The 23,459-nt window shown below is 59.9% G+C and carries 24 protein-coding genes; 10 read left to right on the top strand and 14 right to left on the bottom strand.

Features of this window, described 5'->3' with window-relative positions; genetic code table 11:
• Positions 1 to 43: 43 nt before the first annotated feature.
• From AC1DYF_RS04935 to AC1DYF_RS04920, 4 genes are read right to left on the bottom strand one after another with little or no spacing between them, the layout of a single operon-like run.
• On the bottom strand, positions 44 to 1,180 hold the full coding sequence (locus AC1DYF_RS04935; protein WP_477875566.1) for an ABC transporter permease: 1,137 nt from the start codon (positions 1,178 to 1,180) through the stop codon (positions 44 to 46).
• Positions 1,177 to 2,094 (bottom strand): ABC transporter ATP-binding protein, encoded by a 918-nt coding sequence (locus tag AC1DYF_RS04930; protein ID WP_477875565.1) that lies wholly within the window; start codon positions 2,092 to 2,094, stop codon positions 1,177 to 1,179. Before AC1DYF_RS04930 ends, AC1DYF_RS04935 begins: the two co-directional genes overlap by 4 nt.
• Positions 2,091 to 3,044, bottom strand: coding sequence for an HlyD family secretion protein (locus tag AC1DYF_RS04925; protein WP_477875564.1), 954 nt, complete (start codon positions 3,042 to 3,044; stop codon positions 2,091 to 2,093). Before AC1DYF_RS04925 ends, AC1DYF_RS04930 begins: the two co-directional genes overlap by 4 nt.
• A complete protein-coding gene (locus tag AC1DYF_RS04920; protein ID WP_477875563.1) occupies positions 3,044 to 3,697 on the bottom strand; it encodes a CerR family C-terminal domain-containing protein in 654 nt (217 codons plus the stop codon). The genes AC1DYF_RS04925 and AC1DYF_RS04920 overlap by 1 nt, the downstream gene beginning before the upstream one ends.
• Before the next feature lie 211 nt (positions 3,698 to 3,908).
• On the opposite strand from AC1DYF_RS04920, the gene AC1DYF_RS04915 reads away from it, so the two are divergent.
• The 5 genes from AC1DYF_RS04915 to AC1DYF_RS04895 all read left to right on the top strand — a co-directional run bounded on the left by AC1DYF_RS04915 (position 3,909) and on the right by AC1DYF_RS04895 (position 7,666).
• Positions 3,909 to 4,490 (top strand): tetratricopeptide repeat protein, encoded by a 582-nt coding sequence (locus AC1DYF_RS04915; RefSeq protein ID WP_477875562.1) that lies wholly within the window; start codon positions 3,909 to 3,911, stop codon positions 4,488 to 4,490.
• Positions 4,491 to 4,710: 220 nt separating this feature from the next.
• Positions 4,711 to 5,229, top strand: coding sequence for an RNA polymerase sigma factor (locus tag AC1DYF_RS04910; RefSeq protein ID WP_477875561.1), 519 nt, complete (start codon positions 4,711 to 4,713; stop codon positions 5,227 to 5,229).
• 3 nt (positions 5,230 to 5,232) lie between these two features.
• Positions 5,233 to 6,129, top strand: a complete 897-nt coding sequence (locus AC1DYF_RS04905) for an anti-sigma factor family protein (protein WP_477875560.1) — start codon at positions 5,233 to 5,235, stop codon at positions 6,127 to 6,129.
• A 159-nt stretch (positions 6,130 to 6,288) separates the two neighbouring features.
• The gene (locus AC1DYF_RS04900) at positions 6,289 to 6,777 is read left to right on the top strand and encodes a CYTH domain-containing protein (RefSeq protein ID WP_477875559.1); all 489 of its coding nucleotides are present in this window, start codon (positions 6,289 to 6,291) and stop codon (positions 6,775 to 6,777) included.
• Positions 6,767 to 7,666: a CHAD domain-containing protein gene (locus AC1DYF_RS04895; protein ID WP_477875558.1), complete on the top strand. Its 900-nt coding sequence runs from the start codon at positions 6,767 to 6,769 to the stop codon at positions 7,664 to 7,666. Before AC1DYF_RS04900 ends, AC1DYF_RS04895 begins: the two co-directional genes overlap by 11 nt.
• A gap of 250 nt (positions 7,667 to 7,916) precedes the next feature.
• On the opposite strand, the gene leuA is transcribed toward AC1DYF_RS04895, so the two are convergent.
• The 4 genes from leuA to AC1DYF_RS04875 all read right to left on the bottom strand — a co-directional run bounded on the left by leuA (position 7,917) and on the right by AC1DYF_RS04875 (position 12,861).
• Complete coding sequence (leuA, locus tag AC1DYF_RS04890) at positions 7,917 to 9,635, bottom strand: 2-isopropylmalate synthase (protein ID WP_477875557.1); 1,719 nt, start codon at positions 9,633 to 9,635, stop codon at positions 7,917 to 7,919.
• A gap of 339 nt (positions 9,636 to 9,974) precedes the next feature.
• On the bottom strand, positions 9,975 to 11,159 hold the full coding sequence (locus tag AC1DYF_RS04885; RefSeq protein ID WP_477875556.1) for a benzoate/H(+) symporter BenE family transporter: 1,185 nt from the start codon (positions 11,157 to 11,159) through the stop codon (positions 9,975 to 9,977).
• A 56-nt stretch (positions 11,160 to 11,215) separates the two neighbouring features.
• A complete protein-coding gene (locus AC1DYF_RS04880) occupies positions 11,216 to 12,118 on the bottom strand; it encodes an alpha/beta hydrolase family protein (protein WP_477875555.1) in 903 nt (300 codons plus the stop codon).
• A gap of 152 nt (positions 12,119 to 12,270) precedes the next feature.
• Complete coding sequence (locus AC1DYF_RS04875) at positions 12,271 to 12,861, bottom strand: ATP-dependent Clp protease proteolytic subunit (RefSeq protein ID WP_477875554.1); 591 nt, start codon at positions 12,859 to 12,861, stop codon at positions 12,271 to 12,273.
• A gap of 232 nt (positions 12,862 to 13,093) precedes the next feature.
• On the opposite strand from AC1DYF_RS04875, the gene AC1DYF_RS04870 reads away from it, so the two are divergent.
• A complete protein-coding gene (locus tag AC1DYF_RS04870) occupies positions 13,094 to 13,666 on the top strand; it encodes a HupE/UreJ family protein (RefSeq protein WP_477875553.1) in 573 nt (190 codons plus the stop codon).
• Between the two features lie 159 nt (positions 13,667 to 13,825).
• Positions 13,826 to 14,653 (top strand): DUF2076 domain-containing protein, encoded by an 828-nt coding sequence (locus AC1DYF_RS04865; RefSeq protein ID WP_477875552.1) that lies wholly within the window; start codon positions 13,826 to 13,828, stop codon positions 14,651 to 14,653.
• Between the two features lie 28 nt (positions 14,654 to 14,681).
• Here the strand turns inward: AC1DYF_RS04865 and queF are convergent, their stop codons facing one another.
• The 5 genes from queF to AC1DYF_RS04840 form a co-directional block, all read right to left on the bottom strand.
• Positions 14,682 to 15,146 carry a preQ(1) synthase gene (gene queF / locus AC1DYF_RS04860; protein ID WP_477875551.1) on the bottom strand — a complete coding sequence of 155 codons (465 nt, stop codon included), beginning with the start codon at positions 15,144 to 15,146 and terminating at the stop codon, positions 14,682 to 14,684.
• 19 nt (positions 15,147 to 15,165) lie between these two features.
• Positions 15,166 to 16,068 (bottom strand): cation diffusion facilitator family transporter, encoded by a 903-nt coding sequence (locus AC1DYF_RS04855; protein WP_477875550.1) that lies wholly within the window; start codon positions 16,066 to 16,068, stop codon positions 15,166 to 15,168.
• Positions 16,069 to 16,507: 439 nt separating this feature from the next.
• Positions 16,508 to 17,074, bottom strand: a complete 567-nt coding sequence (locus tag AC1DYF_RS04850) for a DUF2199 domain-containing protein (protein WP_477875549.1) — start codon at positions 17,072 to 17,074, stop codon at positions 16,508 to 16,510.
• A gap of 72 nt (positions 17,075 to 17,146) precedes the next feature.
• Complete coding sequence (locus AC1DYF_RS04845) at positions 17,147 to 19,336, bottom strand: anthranilate synthase (RefSeq protein WP_477875548.1); 2,190 nt, start codon at positions 19,334 to 19,336, stop codon at positions 17,147 to 17,149.
• Between the two features lie 238 nt (positions 19,337 to 19,574).
• Positions 19,575 to 21,092 carry a M10 family metallopeptidase C-terminal domain-containing protein gene (locus AC1DYF_RS04840; RefSeq protein ID WP_477875547.1) on the bottom strand — a complete coding sequence of 506 codons (1,518 nt, stop codon included), beginning with the start codon at positions 21,090 to 21,092 and terminating at the stop codon, positions 19,575 to 19,577.
• Positions 21,093 to 21,463: 371 nt separating this feature from the next.
• Between AC1DYF_RS04840 and AC1DYF_RS04835 the strand changes: the two genes are divergently transcribed.
• The 3 genes from AC1DYF_RS04835 to AC1DYF_RS04825 are packed head-to-tail and all read left to right on the top strand — an operon-like array spanning position 21,464 to position 23,024.
• Complete coding sequence (locus AC1DYF_RS04835; RefSeq protein WP_477875546.1) at positions 21,464 to 22,177, top strand: extensin-like domain-containing protein; 714 nt, start codon at positions 21,464 to 21,466, stop codon at positions 22,175 to 22,177.
• A gap of 45 nt (positions 22,178 to 22,222) precedes the next feature.
• The gene (locus AC1DYF_RS04830; RefSeq protein WP_477875545.1) at positions 22,223 to 22,513 is read left to right on the top strand and encodes a type II toxin-antitoxin system TacA family antitoxin; all 291 of its coding nucleotides are present in this window, start codon (positions 22,223 to 22,225) and stop codon (positions 22,511 to 22,513) included.
• The gene (locus tag AC1DYF_RS04825) at positions 22,506 to 23,024 is read left to right on the top strand and encodes a GNAT family N-acetyltransferase (protein WP_477875544.1); all 519 of its coding nucleotides are present in this window, start codon (positions 22,506 to 22,508) and stop codon (positions 23,022 to 23,024) included. Before AC1DYF_RS04830 ends, AC1DYF_RS04825 begins: the two co-directional genes overlap by 8 nt.
• 18 nt (positions 23,025 to 23,042) lie before the next feature.
• Here the strand turns inward: AC1DYF_RS04825 and AC1DYF_RS04820 are convergent, their stop codons facing one another.
• A complete protein-coding gene (locus tag AC1DYF_RS04820) occupies positions 23,043 to 23,447 on the bottom strand; it encodes a VOC family protein (protein WP_477875543.1) in 405 nt (134 codons plus the stop codon).
• Positions 23,448 to 23,459 lie beyond the last annotated feature (12 nt).

The raw sequence follows: 23,459 nt of genomic DNA, 5'->3' as shown, positions 1-23,459 counted from the left end.
CATTGAAATCGAGATGGCCAGAGAGGCTGCCGCAGAAACGCCGTCAATCCAGCGTTCGCCGGAAGCGCAGCAGCGCCAGACCGGCATAGGCAAGGATGAACACTGCCAGGATCCCAACTTCGAACGACACGTCCGCCCAGGCCGCCCCCTTCAGCATCACGGCGCGAATGATGCGGATGAAATGGGTGAGCGGAAAAATCTCGCCGATCCATTGCGCCCAGACCGGCATGCCGCGGAACGGAAACATGAAGCCGGAAAGCAGGATCGACGGCAGGAAGAAGAAGAAGGTCAATTGCATGGCCTGCATCTGCGAGCTCGCGACCGTCGAGATCGTGTAGCCGAGTAGCACCAGCGCCAGCACGAAGGCGAACACAGCCATCAGCAGCAAGCCGAGCGATCCGACAAAGGGAATGCGGAACAACAGTTTTGCCGCGACCAGCACCACCGTCACCTGCACGGCTCCAACCGTCAGATAGGGCAGGATCTTGCCGAGCATGATCTCGAACGGGCTGGCAGGCATGGCGAGCAGGTTTTCCATCGTGCCGCGCTCGATCTCGCGCGTCAGCGCCATCGAGGTCATCATCACCATGGTCATCTGCAGGATTACGCCGAGCAGGCCCGGCACGATATTGTACTGGGTAACGCATTCGGGATTATAGCGCCGCTGCACCACCACTTCGAGCGCTTTTGCCGCGGCATCCTTCGAAGCGACCTCCATGCCCTGCTCACGCAGCAGCGCCTGCGCAGCGACGGTGGAGAGCGTCGAGATCGCGCCCGATGCGACGGACGGATCGGTCGCATCGGCCTCGATCAGGATCTGCGGATGGTCGCCCCGATCGACCCGCCGGGCAAAATCCGAGGGAATGGTGACGACGAAGGACACGGCGCCGCTCTGGATCAGATGCTCGGCCTCCTCGGCGCTCGACGCGACGGAGACGAAGCGATAATAGCCGGTCAGTTCCAGCGCCGAGACCATCGCCCGCACATAATGATCCGACGATGACGTGACCAGCGCTGCCGGCAATCCCTTCGGATCATTGTTGATGGCAAAGCCGAACAGAATGAGTTGCATCAACGGCACGCCTAGCATCATCGCGAAGGTGATGCGATCGCGGCGCATCTGGATGAATTCCTTGATCAGCAGCGCGCGCAGCCGGATGAGCGAAAAGATGTCGTTCATCCCATATTGTCCCTCGAGCCGGCCATGAACTGGATGAACACATCCTCGAGGCTAGTCTGTCCTTCGGACACCGTGATGCCCTCCCGGCTACGATAGGGCGCCAGTGCCGCCTCCAACGCATCTTTGTCCTTTCCGACCACGTGCAGCGCGGCGCCGAAAGGCGCCACCTGGTCAATGCCAGGTGTCTTTCCGAGCTCGTCGACCAAATCGCCGAGGCCCTGGCCCGCGAGCACATAGGTATGCAGGCCAGCATTCTTCACCACGTCCGCCACCGTGCCGCTCGCGAGCAGCTTGCCATAGGAAATATAGTGGATGCGGTGGCAACGCTCCGCCTCGTCCATGTAATGGGTTGAGACGAGCACAGTCATGCCATGCGCCGCCAGCCTGTGGATCTCGTCCCAGAACTCGCGCCGCGCCTTGGGGTCGACGCCCGCGGTCGGCTCGTCGAGCAGCAGCAGTTTCGGCGCGTGCATGATGCAGGCAGCGAGCGCCAGCCGCTGCTTCCAGCCGCCGGAAAGTTTTCCTGCCAACTGGTCCTTGCGGCTTGCCAGCCCGAGGTCTTCGAGCGTCTGCCCCACGCGGTCGCGCAATGGACTGAGCCCATAGAGCCGTGCGACGAACATCAGGTTCTCCTCGATCGACAGGTCTTCGTAGAAAGAGAATTTCTGCGTCATGTAACCGACCTGGCGCTTGATCTTCAGGCTTTCGCGCGCCAGATCGAGGCCGAGCACCGTGCCGGAGCCCTCGTCCGGGGTGAGAAGACCGCACATCATCCGGATCGTCGTCGTCTTGCCGGAACCGTTCGGCCCGAGGAAACCGACGATCTCGCCCGTCGGTACCGTCATCGACACATGGTCGACCACGGTCTTGTCACCGTATCGCTTGACCAGGTCATGGACCTCGATCGCGTTCACTTTGCCCTGCCCGACAGAACGGCGTCGACGATCTGCCCCGGCTTCAGCTGCGGCTCGTTGTGCTCTGGCCTCGCCTCGATGAGAAAAACGAGCTTTTGGCGATTCTCCAGCGAATAGATCACCGGCGGGGTGAATTCGGGGCTATCGGACACATAGGAGATCCGTGCCCTGAGATCGCGGCCGCAGCCATCGCAGCGGATGGCAAGCTCCGAACCGAGCTTCAGCCCGGACATATATTGTTCTCCGGCATAAAGCCTGATCTTCACCGCCCCGTCGGGCAGAACCGAAATCACCGGCTGCGATGGCCCTGCCACCTCCCCTTCCCGCCTTATGATGTCGTCGACGACCCCGTTGGAAGGCAGTGTCAACCGCCTGTGGTCGAACCGCCAATGGGCATCGGCGAGCTGCTGTTCGGCCTGCTTCACCTGTGCCTCAGCCGCTTCGATCTCCATCGGCCGCGCCGGCAGCCGCGCCACGGCGAGATTGGCCGAGGTCTGATTGACCAGCGCATCGGCCTGTTGCAGGGCGCTCGTTGCTTGATCGAGTACCGCCGTGGCGTTGATCCCTCGCTTGGCCAGCGCGCTCTCACGATTGAACACGCGCTGCGCCTCCGCCTGCTGCGCTTCGGCCGATTGCAGCGATGCCTCGATCACCGCCAGTTCCTCCGGCCGCTTGCCCTCCTTGAGATTGGCGAGCTGGGCCTTGGCCTGGTCGAGCGCACCTTCCGCCTGGCGCACCGCGATGAGCGCATCGTCATCCTCCATCTGCACCAGCAGTTCGCCCTTGGCGACCCGGTCGCCGCGTTTCTTCAGCAGCCGGACGATCCGCCCGGTCTCGACCGGCGCCACCAGCACATATTCACCCTCGACATAGCCGGTTGCGAGTGGCAGCGGCGGAGCACAGTGGCTGAAAAGCCCTGCGATAACAGGCAGGCTACAGAGAAAATCCATCATGCACCTCCCTTATAGGCGGCCACCAGCCCCCCAACATGCATGACCAACCGCCTGCACAGCCGCTCGGTCTCCTCCGCCCCCATCACATCCCAGTCGAGCCGACGCATGACCAGCGGCTTGGCGACACGGAAATGGAACACCTGGCCGACGCAGGAAAACACCGCGATCTTGACCTCTTCCGAACACGGATCCCGCCCCGTCGCCAGACCGAAGAGCAGACAGAAGCGCATGTGCATGGGCTTCATCCAATTGGCATAGAGCAGTTCCGACACTTCGCCCGGATCGAGCAGCTCACGCAGCATGAAGTTGACGAAGTGCTGGCTTTCCGGACTGGCAAGCCAGAAATGGCAAAAGGCGCCCATCGAATGCTCCATGCATGCGAGGGCATCCGCCGGCGACATCTTTTCCGTCGGCTTGAGGAAAGAGGCACCGAGCGTGCCCCGGACATTGGCGATCACATATTCAGCACAGGCCCGGCGCAAGCCCGGCTTTCCGCCGAAATGATAGGCGATCGAGCCGATATTGGCGGCGGCCAGATCGGCGATATCTCGCGTCGAAACCGCATCATAACCTCTTTCGCCGAACAGGCGTATGGCCGATTCCACCAGGGTGACGCGCGTGACTTCCGCGCCGGACAAGGGTTTCTCCATTCCTGCCTCCATGACATCAGAAGTTTAATCGATTGATTAATTATATGCAACATTGAGTCTTCAATCACTTACAAGTGGTCGGCAGTCACGAACTTGTCAGTTGCGAACAAACGGGATTCAGTCAACTCTGCGCTCTATCTTCCGGAAGATCGCACTCATGTCCGATCAACCTGCAGCACCGCCTAGAACCCAGCAGAAAGGAAACACCGCAATGACCGTACAGAATATCAAGAGAATGACCATGATCGCAGCGGTCTCAGCCCTCGCGCTCTCGTTCGGCGCCTCCGCCTTTGCCGCGGGCGGCAACAGTCCTGGCAGTTCCTCCAGCTCATCCGATTCGGGCGGCAAAGCGGACAAGACCATGGCCAAGTGCAAGCACGGCATGGTCTATTCCGAAAGCAAGAAGAAGTGCGTCAAGGCCGACAAGAGCAGCATGAACGATACGCAGCTCTACGAAATCGCCCGTGATCTGGCCTATGCCGGCCGCTATGAGGACGCGCTGATCGTGCTCGACGCGGCCAAGAACCAGAACGATCCGCGCATCCTCAACTACCGGGGCTATGCCAACCGCAAGGCCGGCCGCGTCGACCTCGCCATGACCTATTACAAGAAGGCGATCGCCATCGACGGCAACTATATCCTGGCGCGCTCCTATATGGGCCAGGGCCTGATCATGCAGGGCAAGATCGAGGAAGCGCGCGCCCAGCTGATCGAAATCCGCGACCGCGGCGGCAAGGACACCTATGCCTACCAGGCGCTTTACGATGCGCTGAAGCGCAAGGTCACCTACTAAGCGCTAGGCATCTGCCCAGGCTGTGGGAAAATCACAACAATTTAACGATGGGCGCGAGCTTTCGCGCCCATTTGTTGTTAATCACTTGCGAACGACTATCAAAATGTTTCATACCTTTGCCGCGTTTTGGGCCTTAGACTCGATTTTCGCGGGCCCAAATTTTTGAATCCACAAATCGAATAAAGCCAGAAGCAACGACGTCATACTTGCAGTGAGGGTCATGAGTAACCAAGCCAAGGCAGATCAGATAAGCCGCGAATTGGTGATCTTACTGCCAAAGCTGAGGCGCTTTGCGATGACACTCACGCGTAATGCATCGGATGCAGATGATCTGGTGCAGGAAGCATGTGAACGGGCAATCACCAGAAGCCACCTTTGGAACGGGGAAGGGCGCCTGGAGAGCTGGATCTATGCGATGACGCGAAATTTGTGGGTTGATGAAGTCAGGAAGAGGAAAGTGCGTACAGGCGGTGGCACCGTCGATGCAAGCGAACAGGATGAGCTTATCGTCGAAGCCAGCGCTGAAAAGGCGATCTACGCCACGCAACTCCACAAGATGATTCTATCCATGCCGGAGGGTTTGTCCTCCGTGTTTCTTCTCGTCAACGTTGAAGGCCACTCTTACAAGGAAGCAGCCGAAATCCTCAATATTCCAATTGGCACTGTGATGAGCAGACTGTCGACTGCCCGGTTGAAACTGGCCGCCATGATCAATGGCACACGTGAAGCGAGGGCATGAAAGATGGAGAATTTCAAGGAGTTGCCGCTTGAAGTGCGGCTGTCGGCCTATATCGACGGACAGGTGAGTGAAGAAGACAAGCGTGAGATCGAAACGATCCTCGCCACCGATCCGCATGCCCGCGAGCTCCTCGATCTTCTGAACGCCGGCTCGGAGCTCGGCAATCAGGCCTTTGCCGAGATGCTCAGGGAGCCGGTGCCGCTCAATCTCGTGCGCACCATCAAGGCGACGCCAGCCAGGTCGAGCAGCGGCGGCAGCCCCTCCGCGGCCAACAACAACACGGTTTCGTTCTTCCGCTTCATTCCGCAGGCGATTGCAGCCTCGGCTGTACTGCTGCTTTCCGGCGGCTATTCCGGTTATTTCATCGGCCTGAAAAGCGCCGCCCAGCCGAACATGGAGATTACCACATCGCTCGACGCGAATGTGGGCAAAACCGGCAAGACGCGCGAGCTGAAGCTCAGTTTCGATACGCCGGCGCCGATTTCGCTGCCGGCCATTGCGATCGCCTCTGTCGCCGGTGTGCATGATGTCTATTCCCGGGAAACGACCCGGCTGGGTGAATTTTCCGCCGCACAGACAAAGGACTTGAAAGTTTGGCTCGCCTCCAGCACCGGCGTGATCTTCAACATTCCGGACCTGAGTGCCGACGGACTGACATTCCAGGGCGGCCGGCTGGTCGCTGTCGACGGCAATCCGGCAGGCGCGCTGTATTACAAGGACGCCAAGGGTGAAGTGGTGGGGCTCTATTTCACCAAGGGCACTGTCACCAAGGGCGAGACCTCGCAAGGCGCGAATCAATATCTGTCCGGCGCCAAGGGCGATACGGCCTGGATCGTTGCTGGTCCGAATGGCGACAATGCGCTGAAAGCCGTAGCAGACAAGGCATCCGCAGCACTCTGAGCAAAAACCTTCTCAGTTCGCCAAAGGCCGGGGCTCAGCTCCGGCCTTTTATGTTATACATTACGGTTTTATGACAAGAATTACCTGTGCCCAGGGTTTTTTGTGACATTGGTTCGTGTTACCCGCCAAGGCCATGAGGAAGACATGGAGCGCCTTTGCATGCCGAAAGAAATCGAGCGAAAGTTTCTCGTCGCCGGCGATGGCTGGCGCGGGGAAGCCGCACCTGGCAGGCGCTTTCGCCAGGCAATCGTGTTTTCCGAGGCAGAGCGTACCCTGCGTGTCCGGGTCGTCGATGGCCAGCACGCCACCGTGACGATCAAGGTCGGCATCAGCGGCAGCAGCATGTCTCGCCATGAATTCGAGTACCAGGTGCCGGTCTCCGATGGGGAGGAATTGCTGTCGCTCGCCAACGGTAAAACGATCGCCAAGACCCGCTATGACGTGCCGCGTGGCAACTACATCTGGGAAATCGACGTCTATGAAGGCCTTCTCGATGGTCTGGTCGTCGCCGAAGTCGAGATGAAGAGCGAAGACGAAAAACCCGAGCTTCCCGAATGGCTTGGCCGCGAATTGACCGGCGACAAGCGGTTTTCCAACCAGGCGCTCGCCCAGGGCAGCCTCGGAGAGAATTGGCGCGATGCCCTATAGGATCGACTTCGACCGGCCGCTTGGTGACGAGGTTCGGCGCATCGCCTCCGAGCTTCTGGCGGACGCCTCGGAACTCCTGGAAAAGCAGCCCGACGGTCCGCACGAAGCGATCCACGACGCCCGCAAGAATATCAAGCGACTGCGCGCGCTCTACCGGCTCGTGGCAGTTGGCTTCCCCGACACCGCCGCCGCCGAAAACGACCGCCTGCGCGACATCAGCCGCAGCCTGTCGCATTTCCGCGACAGCGCCGCATTGGTCGAAACCACCGAATATCTGGAAAGCGAGATCACGGAAAAGCCGGCCAAGGCTACAATCCGCCGGCTCGAAAAACTGTTGCTCGAGCGCCGCGACACCATCGCCGATGACGAACACCAGATTCGCAGGACGGTCATGGAAGCCGTCGAGTCCCTTGGCGAGGCCGCGGGCGCGGTCCGGGATTTCGAACTACCGGACTTGCGCAAGCATGCGGTTGCCTGCATCGCCCAAGGCTGGCGAAAGACCGCAAAGCGCGCTGTTGCGGCACTCGAAGCCTGTGACCAGACCGACGGGGACGAGCCTTTTCACGAATTGCGCAAGCGCAGCCAGGACCGCTTTATGCAGGCCACCCTGCTCCGCTCAGCCTGGTCGTCAGGCATGCTCTCGATCCAGCGCCAGGCAAAAGCGCTGGTCGACCTGCTCGGCCATGAGCACGACCTCGCCATGCTGACTGTTCATATCGACCAGCAGGAAGGCCTCGGCGCGACGGACCGGCAACGCGTGCTGCAGACGATTGAAGCCCAACGGCAGAAGTTGCAGGCCCGCGCGCGCGCCGACGGGGCGGAGATTTTCAATGAAAAGCCGAAGCGCGAGGCGGAGATTGTCTCGCTGCTGATTCGGAATCGGAGCTGAGGTCGCGGGATGCGGCTGGTGGTCCGGGGTACCCCTCTGCCCTGCCGGGCATCTCCCCCTCAAGGGGGGAGATTGGCCAGAGGCGCGCTCCTCGCCTCAAATCGATGTTGAGTGACAGGCATGCGCCGCCGATGATGAGTCGAGCGGGTGCCGCATCCAATCTCCCCCCTTGAGGGGGAGATGCCCGGCAGGGCAGAGGGGGGTAGCCCAGCACTCCACAGAGCGTCGCTCTTTCCAAAGACCAAACGCCCTATTTCCCCTCTTCGATCATCCGGTTGATCGCCGAAATGATCGCCTCAAGCGATGCCGCAACGATGTTGGTGTTGATGCCAACCCCGAAGAGCTTTCCTTTCGGCGTATTCATCTCGACATAGGCGATCGCAGCGGCGTTCGAGCCATGCTGCAGCGAATGCTCGGAATAGTCGTTCACCGAAATATCGGCGTCGAGATAGATCGACATCGCGTTCACGAAGCCGTCGATCGGGCCGGTTCCCTTGCCTTCGATCCGCTTCTTCTCACCATGATCGAGGATTTCGGCGGCGAGAACCCGCACGCCGCGATGATCGACATCCGGATAAGTCGCATGGTCGATGAATTCGAACCGGCCGTTCGGCTGGTCGACATAGCGTTCGACGAAGCGGGCGTGGATAGCTTTGGAGGGCATTTCCTTGCCCTGCTCGTCGGTGATCCGCTGGATGTCGTCGCGGAATTCGATCTGCAGGTTGCGCGGCAGGTTGATGCCGTAATCTTCCTGCATGATATAGGCGATACCACCCTTGCCGGACTGCGAATTGATGCGGATGATCGCCTCATAGGTACGGCCGACATCCTGCGGGTCGATCGGCAGATAGGGCACTTCCCAGAGCGGCTTGTTGGCCACTTTCAGCGCCTTCATGCCCTTGTTGATCGCATCCTGATGCGAGCCGGAAAACGCCGTATAGACCAGTTCACCGACGTAAGGGTGGCGCTCCGGTATCTTCATCTGGTTGGAATATTCGAACACGTCGCGAATGCGCTCGATATTCGAGCAATCCAACTTCGGATCGACGCCCTGCGTATACATATTGAGCGCCAGCGTGACGATGTCGACATTGCCGGTACGCTCGCCATTGCCGAACAGCGTGCCCTCGACGCGATCCGCACCGGCCATCAACGCCAATTCGGTCGCCGCGATCGCGGTGCCGCGGTCGTTGTGCGGATGCAGCGAAATGATCAGGTTTTCGCGATTGTCGAGCTGCCGGCACATCCATTCGATCTGGTCGGCATAGATGTTCGGCGTCGCCATCTCCACCGTCGACGGCAGGTTGACGATCAGCTTGTTGTCCGGTGTCGGCTTCACCTCGGCGATGACGGCGTTGCAGATGTCCAGCGCCACATCCAGTTCGGTGCCGGTAAAGCTCTCGGGCGAATATTCGAAGCGGAAGCCGCCCATATCCTTATTGGCGGCCTTCGCCGCCATGTCGGTGATCATCTTCGCCGCGTCGACGGCGATCTGCTTGATGCCAGGCACATCCTTGGCGAACACGACGCGCCGCTGCAATTCCGAAGTCGAATTGTAGAAATGCACGATCGGCCTATGGGCACCCTCGAGCGCTTCGAAGGTACGGCTGATCAGTTCCGGGCGGCACTGCACCAATACCTGCAGCGACACATCCTGCGGCACGCCACCCTGCTCCACGCACCAGCGGGCGAAGTCGAAATCGGTCTGCGAGGCCGAGGGGAAGCCGATCTCGATCTCCTTGAAGCCCATGTCGAGCAACAGCTTGAACATCCGCTCCTTGCGATCATGGCCCATCGGATCGATCAACGCCTGGTTGCCGTCGCGCAGGTCGACGGAGCACCAGACGGGTGCGGTGGCGATGGTCTTGGATGGCCAGGTCCGGTCCGGCAAGGCGATCTGGCCATAGGGCTGGTACTTGACGGCGGCGTCTGGCATGCCGTCCTTGACGGAATGGGTCTGCATAATCATGTCGTTATTCACCTTCGGGCGCTCGGCTCCGCTGATACTGTCTTTCGATCCGTTTGACGACAGAAAAAGGGACAGCCGATGAAATTGAGATATCGGGTTGGACGAGGAGCGTTGCGCCGAACGGCTTTCCGGCCGCCGGGCGCTCCTCAGTGGWCCCGGCAACCGCGGATAAGGCCGAGGAGAAGAAGCGAGTTTGGCGCACGCAACTGCGCCGCAGAGGCGGAATGCGCCTGCGGGCCGAAGTGATTTGCGTGTTTGGCCGTCTGTCTCATGCTTGGCTGTATAAACCAGAGGCGCCGGCAAAGGCAAGTGCGGCAACAGCGCAGGCGTTGGAAATTCTTAGCGTTTCCATCGGCGTGCATAGCCCGTCAGCGTCATCACCGCCCCGCCCGCCAGCAATCCCCAGAATGCACCGGAAATGCCGCCGAAGGCCTGGCCCGAGACCGTGACGATGAAGGTGACGGCTGCCGCCTCGCGCGTTTCGGCTTCCTTGAATGCCGATGTGACTGAAGCCGAAAAGGCGCCGACCAGCGCCAGGCCGGCGACGGACTCGATCAGGACCGCCGGCGCCAGCGCCACGGCAGCGGTGACGGCGCCCGCAAGAAGGCCGAGGACAACATAGAAAATGCCGCTGATGATCCCGGCCCAATAGCGCCGGCGCGGATCACGATGCGCATCCTCGCCGGCACACATCGCCGCCGTGATCGCCGCGAGATTGACGGCGTGAGCACCAAATGGCGCAGCCAGAAGCGAGAATATGCCGGTGGCCGTGAAGAGCAGCCCGGGTCCCGGCTCATAGCCATTGACCTTCAGCACAGTAATCCCGGGTATGTTCTGCGACGCCATGGTGATCAGGAACAGCGGAAACGCCACCGATATCAGCGCCGCGAACGAGAATTCCGGCATCACGAAGATTGGCCGCGGCATCAGAGAATCGCCAATGTGGGCCAGCGCTGCCGGATCGATATGAATGCCGAAGATCAGCACCAGCACGAAGACGGCCAGCGCGACCGGCACGGCAAACAGGCGATTGATCGCAGCGGTGACGAAGAAGGCGATGACGATCGGTAAACCAAGCCACGGATTGAAGGCGACAGCCTTGACCGGCGCCAGGCAGAGCGTGACCAGCACGCCAGCAAGCATGGCATTGGCAAGCGCTGGCGGGATCGCCGACACCGCACGGCTCAAAGGCCGGAACAGACCGGCAATGATGATGAGCAGCGACGAGATGACGAAAGCGCCGACGACCACGGGGAAGCCGCCTTTGACCATGCCGACGGAGGCAAGAAAGGCGGCGCCCGGCGTCGACCAGGCGATCGAGATAGGCATCCGCTTCCAGACCGACAGGATGATGCCGCATGCGCCCATCGCCACCGACAGGGCCATCAGCCCCGATGCCGCCTCCTGGTCAGTGGCGCCGGTTGCCTTGAGGCCCTGCAGGACGACAGCAAAGGAGGAGGAAAAGCCGACAAAGGCGATGAGCAGGCCCATGAGAGCGCTCTGCGGCGAAAGGTCCTTCAGCATGTCTTTTGTCCGGGAATGCGCGGGGGCCGCGCGGGCGGGAAGGCAATATCAGACGGCTATTGCAGCGTGTTTGCGAACCATTCGGCGGTTTTCTTGATCACGTTGCTGGCATCCGTCTGATCTTTGTTGAGTGCGTTCGAGTCCTTGTCGAGGACGTTGAAGATATGGTCGGCGTCCTGGACGATAAAGGCATCCTTCGTCTGGCTCTTGGACAGGCCGACGAAGCGATCGGTATAGCCGGCCGAAAAATCCTTGGAGCCGGCGATCGTCAGATAGGCGCCTGAATAGGACGCGACGGCATCGTCGATCTTGTACTTGGCAAGGCTGTCGAAAAAGGCCTGCTTCAGCGCGATCGTGCGCCAACCGAGATCGAGGCCGACAACGCCGTCTTCCTTGGCGCGATCAAAGGCCTTCTGGCCAAGCAAGTTGACGAAGTCGTTCTGGAAATCACCAACGGAGGACCAGGTCACCAGAGACTTCACGTTGCTATTGTCATCGGAGGCAAGCAGCGTGGCAATGCCGCCGCCGAAACTGAAACCAAGCACGCCGATGCGCTTCGGATCGATGCCGTCGGTCTTCTTGAGCGCGTCGAGCGCCGCCTTGGCATTGTCGAGTTCGCTGTCAACAGTCATATTGCCGGGATCGCCCGCACTCTTGCCGAAGCCCGCGAAATCGATCCGCAGCGAGGCTATGCCCTTTTCGGCCAGGGCCTTGGCTTCGCGCGCATACAAATTGCCGACTTCATCCTTGCTGCTGGCAAAACCATGCAGCATCAGCACCGCCGGAACCGGGCCGCTCTGGTCGGGAATATAAAGCGTCGCCGAAATACCGCCGTCGAGCGTCAGCGATGTCTCGCCTGCATCGGCAAGCGCCGGGGCCGCGATGATCACGCCTGCCGCGAACGCGGCGTACGCGATTCCCCGCCATCCACCCGCTAGCCGCTTGACCGCTTCAATCATTGCATTCTCCAGTACGCTTCAAAATCGCGCGGATGCTAGGGGCAATTTCAATTGGTTACAAGGCAATTGCGGAAATTATCGAGAGATTGGCGCCCAACAAAAATGCCTCCGGAATGTTCCAGAGGCATTGTTTGCAGATCATTTTTTGTCGATCAGATATCGGCCTGCGAAGAAATGATGCGCGATACCAAGCCATAGTCCTTCGCCTCTTCGGCGGAGAGCCAATAGTCGCGATCCGTGTCCTTGGCGATCTTTTCGACCGCCTGGCCGGTGGCTGCCGCGAAGATCTTATTGAGCCGCTCGTTCATGCGGATGATCTCGCGCGCCTGAATCTCGATATCCGATGCCATGCCGCGCGTGCCGCCGGACGGTTGGTGCAGCAGGAAGCGGGTATTGGGCAGGCAGAGACGCTGTTCCTTCGGCACGCTGACATAGATGAGCGCGCCGGCGGAAGCGACCCAGCCGGTGCCGATCATCCAGACCTTCGGCTTGATGAACTTGATCATGTCATGGATGGAATCACCCGATTCCACATGACCGCCGGGCGAGTTCACGAAGACGCGAATATCGTCCTCGCTGGCCGCAGCAAACGCCATCAGCTGCGCGCACACGCGATGCGCCAGTTCCTGCGTGATGCCGCCATAAATGAAAATCGAACGCGACTTGAACAGGTTGGACTCGATGTCCTTGCCCAACGGAGCCTCGCTCTTCTTCTCCTTGTCGTCGTCTTCGTCGTCGTTCATCCACGTCTCCAGAGTACAAAACCTTGAGCCCTGAAATAGGGCGACTCGCATTGAAAAACAATGCAGCAAAAATCGATTGCATGAAACCGGTGAATTGCCGGTAAAATCGGACTTACCAAACCGAATTCACCAATAGCCTCTGCGGCAAACACCGTATGGACAGCCGGCATCCCCGAGGCTTAGAAATCCACGACAGAGTTTCATGCGCCTTCAGACTTCAAAGGGGATCAAAATGTTCAAACGCCTTTCCATTTCGACCGTCCTTCTTGCCGCCATGGCGGCTCCGGCTTTCGCCCATATCAGTCCGCTCGAGCATGGTTCGCTGATGACCGGGCTTGCCCACCCCTTCTCCGGTGCCGACCATATCCTGGCCATGGTCGCCGTCGGCCTCTGGGCAGCGCAGATCGGCGGCCGTGCGCGCTGGATCGTGCCGGCGAGCTTCATGTCCATGATGGCCATCGGCTTCTTCATGGCGATGAACCGCATCCCATTGCCTTTCGTCGAGCCGGGCATTCTCGCCTCGATCGTCGGCCTCGGCCTGCTTGTCGCGCTTGCCGTGCGGATTCCAACGACGGCGAGCGCTGCCGTGGTCGGCGTCTTCGCACTGTTCCACGGTCATGCGCATGGCGGGGAGATGGGTGACGTGACACCGATCTCCTTCGCCATCGGCTTCATGATTGCGACGGCCGTCCTGCACGCCATCGGCCTTGGCCTCGGCATGACCATCGGCAGCCGCCAGGCCGCACTGGCGCGCATGCTCGGAGTGCTCACCGCACTCGGTGGTGCGGCACTGGTTCTCGGCTGACGGCCGGCTTTTCAGGCAGAACCATGCGGGCTCGCCACGAGCCCGCATTTTCATATCCGGAAGATTACATTTATTTAATCTGGCGGAGCCTCGAACCGCCACTTTTCGATCCCTAGATCGTTTCCGACAGATAAAGACGGATCGAAAAGGAGAGCCGCAATGTCACCGGAAGAACGTCAGTTGCTGACAGATCTCTTCGAGCGCGTGCGCGGCGCGGCCAACACGCCGCGCGACCACGACGCCGAGGACCTGATCGCGCAGAAGCTCCGCGAACAGCCCTATGCCGCCTATTTCCTCGCCCAGGCCGTGATCGTTCAGGATCAGGCGCTGCAGTCGATGACCAATCGCGTCCACGAACTGGAAGCCCAGGTCGAGGATCTCGAATCACAGGCCGGCGCCAACCGTCAGCAGAGCACGGGTTTTCTCGGCAGTCTCGGCTCGCTGTTCGGCAGCAGGGATTCGACGCCGCAGCGCAGCGCACCCTATGACCAGCGCGAAGGCCGTCTCTATGATGACTATCGCAACCAGGACCGCTATCGCGGCCGCGACTACTATGATGAACCGGCGCCCGCGCCGGGCCCCTGGGGTCGCTCCGGCGCGACCGGTGGTCCTTGGAGCCAGCCGCCGATGGGGTCGAGCGGCGGTTTTCTGAGTGGCGCGCTCACCACAGCAGCCGGCGTGGCCGGCGGCATGCTGGCGGCCGATGCAGTGCGCGACATGTTCTCATCACACAACAACAATAACCTGACCAGCGGCTTGTTCGGCGGCACCAACACCAATCCGGGCGAGACGGTCGTCAACAATTTCTTCRGCGACAACGACAAAAACGTCCGTGACAACAACAAGTCCGATGATCGCGCCGGCGGCGACAGTGCCAGCGGCAGCGGCTTCGCCGACAACAGCCGCGATAACGACAACAACGATGACTACGACGTCGCCGACGACGGCGATTTCGGCGGCAGCGACGACGATAGCAATTACGCCTGAGCCGAGTTCAGCTCTGCCGACAGCCCGATCAGCCGCGGCCGCGATAAGGCGGCACGCCCTGATCGGGCAGCCACAGGCCTTCCGGCGCCGCACCGGTCTGCCAGAAGACATCGATCGGCATGCCGCCACGCGGATACCAATAGGCGCCGATCCGCAGCCATTTCGGCTGCAGCAGTTCGACGATGCGCTTGGCGATGTCGAGCGTGCAATCCTCATGGAAGGCGCCGTGGTTGCGGAACGAGTGGAAATAAAGTTTCAGCGATTTCGACTCGACCAGCCAGGCATCCGGCACATAATCGATGACGATATGGGCGAAATCCGGCTGGCCGGTCATCGGGCAGACAGAGGTGAATTCCGGCATCACGAAGCGCACGATATAGTCGGTGCCCTTGTGGCTGGCCGGCACCCGTTCGAGAATTGCCTCTTCGGGGCTGGCGAAGCTTTTGGTCTCGGAGCCGAGCTGCGTCAGGCTGGAAACATCGGTTTTCGGCATGTTTTAGTTCCTTGGATAACTACTGCGTGACGACGCGGACGCCGTGCGATTTCTCACTCTCCGGCTCCACATGGATTTCACATTGGGCGCTTGGCAGCACCGCATGGATCGCATCTTCCAGCCGGTCGCAGATGCCATGCGCCTCCCCCACCGTCATCGTGTGCGGCACGACAAGGTCGAAATCGATGAAGGTCACCCGCCCCGCCTTGCGCGTGCGCAGGTGATGGGCATTCAGAGCGCCCCCGGCATTCTTCGAAATGGCCTGCTTGACCGCCTCTTCTTCCTCAGGGTCGATGGCGCGATCCATCAGCCCGTTGACTGAATTCGAGATCACCTTCCATCCCTGGTAGATGATGTTGATGGCGACGACGATCGCCAACGCCGGATCGAGGAAAGCATAGCCCGTGGCAAGCGCCAGCACCAGTCCGACCAGCACGCCGCCCGACGTCACCACATCGGACAGGACATGCTCGCCATCGGCAATCAGCGCCGGCGAGCGATGCAGCCGGCCGAAGCGGATCAGCATATAGGCCCAGGCCGCATTGATGACGCTGGCAATCGCGTTGATGCCGAGGCCGAGCACCGGGGCCTCCGGCATCGTCGGCTTCATCAGCGCACCGACCGCCTCCTGCACAATTAAAAGAGCCGCGACGACAATCAGCACGCCCTCGATAACGGCGGAAATATATTCGGCCTTGTAGTGCCCGAACGGATGGTCGTGATCCGCCGGCTTAGCCGCGTAGCCGACCACGACCCAGGCCATAATCGCCGCAATGACATTGACGGTCGATTCCAACCCGTCGGACAAAAGCGCGACCGACCCGGTCACATACCAGGCGACCAGTTTCAATCCCAGCACCAGGATCGAGATCGGAATGCCCCAGAAGGCAAGCCGATGCAGGATGCCGTCAGATGCTCCCATACAATCGCTCCTTCCGCAAATGCGAGTGATTTGCAAACTCGCCAAAACAAACGCAAAACCGCGCACAGGGCAGGTCCTTGCGCGCGGTTTTCTGCCGCGGTCTATGGCGGAGATCGACGACGGGGTCAAGTCAAGATTGATCAGAGCTCATAGTGGAAATTCCCCTTATTATGGACTATTTGATTAGCCCATAATAAGCGCGGGAATTGTTATGGCTTCGGGGCGTTTCGAGCTGGATGTCAGTCTTTCCCACATTTCGGCCGTGATCGAAATCTTCAACCTTTTCGGGGATCGTAGCGATTAGGCCACCTTGACCCGCGCTCACTTCGCCAGATGCCCCGCGACGTTCTCGCTCATTCGCGTCCCGGCGTTCGACATCCGGGCGGCGACACAGGCGTCTTCCTTGATCCTGTCGATCCTCATCTACGCATTCCGACACTCAATGCGGCTTATGAATGGCTCGCATACATTGTTGTGCGATCTCGACGGCTTTGTCCCAGCTGATACCGTTTGCCTGGTCAAGATAGAGAGGATGATCGCTCTCGTGCAACACGATGGTCGGTCGCTGTCCCGCCGGCCCCCAGTTAACATCACAAGCTAGACTCTCGCTAAAATCTTCGGAGTCGAATTCTCGATAATATACCATCGTCACGGGAAGCCAGCCGAACGAAACCTCATCGGACTGGTCTTCTTCATAGGTTTCCAGATATCTGAGAAAGCTATCCTTGGATTGAGACACCCAAAGGCCCCACTGGAAAGGTTCAGGGCTGTCGTGGATAGGGATTTCCAGAGTGACGCGGATTGCGAAGATATCCTCTTCTGTGCCCTCGTTTTCTCGCGGGTGAACGATGCAAAGATCGCTGTCAAGCATGACTCGGCCTGCCCGCTCATCTTCCGGCACACTGTGTACAAAAGCCGGAATATCGGAGCCGAACGATGGCGCACCCTCGAATTCATTTCCGCAACAGGCGCATTTATACCGAAAGCTTCCGAGGCGTTTTTTCAACGCGAACTCCTTCGTGGTCATCGAAACGGAGCGCATCACCTTCGATGACGCGCTCCGCCGGAATTCATATTCTCACGCCGCCTTCACCCGCGCCCGCTTCGCCAGATGCGCCACCACATTCTCGATCATCCGCATGCCGGCATCAGAACCGAGCGTCATGATCGATTCCGGGTGGAACTGCACTGCGGCCACCGGCTCCTTGGTGTGCTCGATGCCCATGATCGTGCCGTCCTCGCTCTCGGCGGTGATGATAAATTCGCGCGCCAGCGTCGAGGGATCGGCGAAGATCGAGTGATAGCGGCCGACGGTGACTTCCTTGCCGAGGCCGGAGAACACCACGCCCGGCTCCAGCACGCGGATGCGCGACGGTTTGCCGTGCATGGGGATGGCGAGATGGCGCAGTTCGCCGCCATAGGCTTCGGCGAGCGCCTGCAGCCCAAGGCAGACGCCGAAGATCGGCAGGCTTCTCGCCCGCGCCTTCTTGATCGTCGCCTTGCAGTCGAAATCGGCCGGCGAACCAGGTCCGGGCGACAGCACGACAAGATCCGGGTTCAGCCGGTCGAAAATCTCTTCCGGCACTGGCGTGCGCACGGTGGTCACAGTGGCGCCCGTCTGGCGGAAATAGTTGGCGAGCGTGTGGACGAATGAATCCTCGTGGTCGACGAGCAGGATGTTGACGCCCGTGCCCACCTTGGCGACGTCGCGCTTGGTCATGGCAGAATTCCCCGATCTTGCATCGCGAATGGCCGCGATCATCGCCGAAGCCTTGAGTTCCGTCTCCGCCTCTTCCTCTTCAGGAATAGAGTCGTAGAGCAGCGTCGCGCCGGCCCGGACCTCGGCTATACCATCCTTGATGCGGATGGTGCGGAGCGTCAGCCCCGTATTCATGTCGCCATTGAACCCGACCCAGCCAATCGCGCCGCCATACCAGACACGCGGGCTCTTCTCATGCGCCTCGATGAAGCGCATCGCCCAAAGTTTCGGCGCACCGGTGACGGTGACGGCCCAGGCATGGCTGAGGAAGCCGTCGAAAGCATCCATATCCTCGCGCAGGCGGCCTTCGATATGATCGACAGTGTGGATCAGGCGCGAATACATCTCGATCTGCCGCCGGCCGATGACTTTCACGGAGCCCGGCTCACAGACGCGGCTCTTGTCGTTGCGGTCGACATCCGAACACATTGTGAGTTCGGACTCATCTTTCTTGGAATTTAAAAGCTTCAGGATCTGCTCGGAATCGGCGATCGCATCCTCGCCCCGCTTGATCGTGCCGGAGATCGGGCAAGTCTCGATGCGGCGGCCATTGACCCGGACGAACATTTCCGGCGAGGCGCCAACCAGGTATTCCTGGTTGCCGAGATTGATGAAGAAGGAATAGGGCGACGGATTGATCGCCTTCAGCCGCCGCGAAATTGCCGACGGCTTGGAATCGCAACGCTCCATGAATTTCTGGCCGGGCACGACTTCGAACAGGTCGCCGCGCTGGAAGCTGAGCTTGGCTTCCTTGACCAGTTCGGCATATTCGCCCGGGCGGTGGTCGCCGCGCGGCGGGATGGTATCGGTGTGGCGGAAGGGATCGGCCGGGCTGTCACCCGCCTTGCCCTCGGTCGTCTTGCCATCCTTGGCGAAATCATAGCGGTCGATCCAGGCCTTGGCGGAATAATTGTCGACCACGAGGATTTCGTCGGGCAGGAACAGCACCATGTCGCGCTGATCGGAAGGTCGCTTGAGCTTCAGCTCAATCGCGTCAAACTGAAAAGCGAGATCGTAGCCGAAGGCGCCGTAGAGGCCGATCTGCCCGTCTTCGGCGGAGTGAAACAGGTTGGTAATGGCGCGCAGCACTGTGAACACGGTCGGTGTCTTCGAGCGCTCTTCTTCGGTAAACACCCGGTCCGGCTTGCTGACGCTTAGATCGAGGCGCATCGCGCTACGCTCACCAAGCACGATATCATCGACAGCGGCCAGATGCTTGGCAATGATGTCGAGCAGCACCTCGCCGCGGGGGTTATAGGCTTCCAGCCACATCGCCCGGCCGAACGAGGTGATGCCGAGCGGCGGGTCGGCGATCGCCACATCCCAACGGGTATAGCGGCCGGGATATTCATAGTTGGAGGAGAAGACAGCGCCGCGCCGCTCGTCGAGCTTCTCGATATAGCTGTCGATAGCGTCGCTATAGCTCGTCTCGCGCCGCGAGCGAGTGACGGTAATGCCGCCCTTCGTCTGGTATTGTTCAGACCCGTTATCCAATACGCGCGTTCCCATTCTCGTTCTCCGTTTTGGCCCAGCTCGCGCGGCCTGGATATGAAAAAAGCCGCCTCAGATCTGGGCGGCTTCGTCGTCTGTCTTTTCACATGACTGTTCGAGGCCGCGTTTTCAGCGAACCCACCACCAGCTAGCAATGTTCAAAGATCTGTTCATGCAAAATACATACATGCAGTTTTCCAGATCGGTCAAGGGGGGTACGGCCAGCCGCCGCGCCCGCTGTCACCTGCGAAACAGGTCAGATCACGAAATCACTGGACGTCAAGTCGGCCTTCGCAACACCTTCGACGATCAATGTGTCGCCGCCAATGGTAATGTGCGTGCTGCCGCCGACATCAGTCATGTAGTTTTTGTAAAGCTGGTTGAAGTCGGAAAAGTCATTCAGTCCGAACTTTTTGAGATCGATCGTGTCACCATGGCTGAAATCACCGATCGTGTCGGTGCCATAACCGTCGGAGAACACGAAGCGATCCCTGCCGGCACCGCCGAACAGCATGTCGTCGCCGCGCCCGCCATCGATCACGTCATTGCCGGCACCGCCCTGCAGCGTGTCGGCGCCGTCACCGCCCAGCATCGTGTCGCCGCCGGCGAGACCGGCAAGAAAGTTGCCGAGCGTATTGCCGATGAGTAAATCGCCCGAACCGCCGCCGCTGGCATTTTCGATTCCCGCATCATGGGCGATCGAATAGCCGCCATCAAAAGCCTGGTAGGTGCCGCCGCTCTTGGTCAGTACATGCGAGAAGAAGCCGCCAGCGTGGTGCCAAGTGTCGACGATTTCCTGCTGCAGCTTGTGGGAGAGATCCTTGTAGAAGGACGTCACCTTCAGCTCGCCGAACAACGCGGTCAGATCGCTGCTGTTGGATTTCGTATCCAGCGTCGCGTCGTTGAGGTTGATGAGCGCCGAATATTTCGACCCGCCATAGCGGATCGTGTCATCGCCGCCCGAATCCCAGATGCAGTAATAAGCGCGGCCGATCGAGACATCGCCTTCGGTGAGGTCCAGCGCGCCATTCTTGGGGTCGTTCAAGGTATAGGTCGAATCCCCGTCGGCATAGACGGACTTGCCATAGAGCGCCTGCAGCGCCGCCACGTCCAATCCCATCATCGTCACCGCATGGCCATAGGTCGTTCCGCTCGACGCCGGATTATAGGACATGACGGAATACATCTCATTGTCCATGAATTTGCCGACCTCGGGCAGCGGGGGCAGGCCGCTGGCCTCCTGATGGGTATGCTTGAGGCCCAGGCTATGGCCGATCTCATGGATGATCGTCCAGTTGGCATATTGGCCGCCACCCTCCTCGCCGGCTTTCAGCATATAGCCGAGGCCGCTGTTGAACGCACCGAGCGACCAGCTCTCCTGCCCGCCATCGTGAAAGTAGGTGCCCGGGAAGTCGAAAAAACCTTCCGTATCGCTGCTCGGCTTATCGACGCTGATGATGACTTGCTCGGCATCATCGGGATTATTGGTCTGAGAAATGCTCATCGGCACAATATTGTCGATCGCCTTGAAGGCGTTCTGGGTCACCGTCGTGAATTGGAAAACCGAGTCCGGCGTGACGTTACCGAACATGGAATGGAGATCCGATTTGAAGTCGGAATCGAGAGCCAGCGCGTTGCTGCCGCCCAGATAATATTGCAGGCTCGACTCATTCCAGATTTTGTTTGCGGTGATCGCTTCCAAGAGCTTGATACCACTGGCCGAAACGTCGGGCATGGTCTGCGAAAAATCCGGTTTCTTTGTCACCAAGCCCATGGGCCACCCCTATCTCAGCGATCTCTATGCTGTGGACGCGAGCGCCCGCCGCTCTATTCGCTGCCTCTCGGAATATCGCTGAAGCTGCGTTTACAACAGCAGAATACGAAATCCACATTTTGAACGAATGGCAAACCATCCGCGGGCGATCACTTATCGCGTCAGGCTTCCGCGGAACTTTATCGAACCAGACGCCACCTGCCCGCGTTGCTCCCCGATTGTGACTTCGAAGGAGCGATGCCATCTCATACCGTTTCGCCATTCTTTTCTCGGCGCTCTTCTTCCTGCTCGGCGCCGACCTGCCCGATGTCGTGCCGATCCCCGAGCCGCGTCCGGACACGACGGCTCCGGCTGACCAGAAGCAGGAGCCGGTGAAAAAACCGGAAAAGGTCGCGCCGAAAGACAGTGAGACCAAGCCCGACGACAATCAGGGCAAAGCGGAAGAGGACCAAGCCAAACCTGAAGACAAACTGGCCAAGCCGGAGGAGAAAGTCGACACCTATGTCCCGCCGCCGATCGAGGCAGAGGACCCCGCCAAATTCCAGGCCTGCCTCACTGCACTGAAACAGRCTGGCGTCATCTATCGCGAAACGCCCCGCGTCGACGATGGAAATGGCTGCGGCATCGACCGGCCGATCGTCATCTCCTCGGTGGCAAACGGCATCACGCTGAAACCGGAAGGCACAATACGTTGCGAGGAGGCGCTGGCGCTGTCGAAATGGACGTCGGAGATCATCATCCCGATGCTGAAGACCGCAAAGCCTGAGGAAACGCTTATCGGGCTGAACCAGGCATCCGCCTATGTCTGCCGCAACCGCGACAGCGCTGCGACCGGAAAAATTTCCGAACACGCCCATGGCAACGCCATCGACATAGCCGGCCTCAGCTTCAAAAGCGGCCACAGCTTCTCGATCCAGCCGCGCATGCAGGATTCGACCCTGGATGGCGCCTTCCAGCGCGCCATCACCGCCGCCGCCTGCCTCTATTTCACCACCGTGCTGGATCCATCAAGCGACAAGGCGCATGAGACGCATCTGCATCTCGACGTGATCGCTCGGAAGGCGGGCTTCCGGTATTGCTGGTGAGAGCGGTGTTGACAATGTAAACACATCTCTCTATTTTTTTAGGCCATGAGCGACGCACCAGCTTTATCTGAGGTCAACATCCACCTGCGAGCCAGGATGGATGACCGGGACCTGATTGACCAAGCTGCAGCGCTGGTGGGCGCCAATCGCTCGCAGTTCATGCTGGCCTCGGCCCTGAAGGAAGCGAGGAACATATTGCTCGATCAGACCGATATCGCACTGAACGCAGTCAATTTCCAAAAAGTGCTCGCATGGCTTGACGGCGAACCGTCCGCGGCAGAGACCGAGGGGATCCAGCGCCTACTGTCAAGCAAACCGGTCTGGGCCGATGATTGAGGCGACGCAGCGCTTCGATAAACCGACAGTCATCCGCAAAGACCATAATCTCTCGACATTCGACTGTGGGGAAGCCATCCTCGACGAATGGCTTCGCAAGCGCGCGCTTGCCAATCTGCACCTTGGCGCAAGTCGCACCTATGTCGTCTGCCACCACGAGAGCTTGGAAGTCGTTGGCTACTACTCGCTCGCCATGGGCAGTCTTTCCAATCGAGAGGCTACAGGCAGCATGCGCCGAAACATGCCGAATCTTATTCCGGCTGCGATCATAGGACGCCTTGCAGTATCGGTGAATTGCCAGGGCTCAGGACTCGGGCGTGCCTTGCTGAAAGACGCGGTGATCCGCGCCCGTCAAGCCGCAAAGCATGWTGCTGGGCGGCTGGTAATCGTCCACGCCATGTCAGCCGCAGCCGAAACCTTCTATCTCCGCCATGGTTTTGTCCGCCTACCAGTTGAAGCGTCGACATTGGCTCTCGACCTCAACAGGCTGGAAACTGCGCTCCTTGGCTGAGGCCTGCCAGCTGTTCGCTCAGAGCACTCTCTCAATCTGGTGAGGCGGCCGCCAGCCGACCTCAATCAATACTCGGCCCGGTGCAAGGCAATAGAACAGGTAGCCACCCCGCATCTCCTTCGGCTCGGTGAGCGCGTCGGCGATGCCATCCTCACTGATTGCCCTATGCAGCCGGTCGACGTCTGTGCGCTCAGGCTGGATGAAGCCAAGGTGATAAGTAACGCGCCCGAGAGAGGCCTGGTCGACGCCGCCGAATGCCTCGACCGGCCGGCTGACGACGATCTCGGTGCCGGCATCGTCATCGAGGATGGCAAGACCTGCCTTGCCGCGCATCTCGCGCAGTTTGAGCTCGAAATGTCGCGTTAAAAATTCGGTCGTCGCCGCTATGTCTTCTACGTGGATATCCAAATGGTTCAGTCGCATGTCATGTTCCTT

It is taken from the genome of Rhizobium sp. P2_G9, from assembly GCF_056403475.1.
The sequence above is the reverse complement of the archived record's forward strand: the minus strand, read 5'-3'. Positions and strand labels throughout refer to the sequence as shown.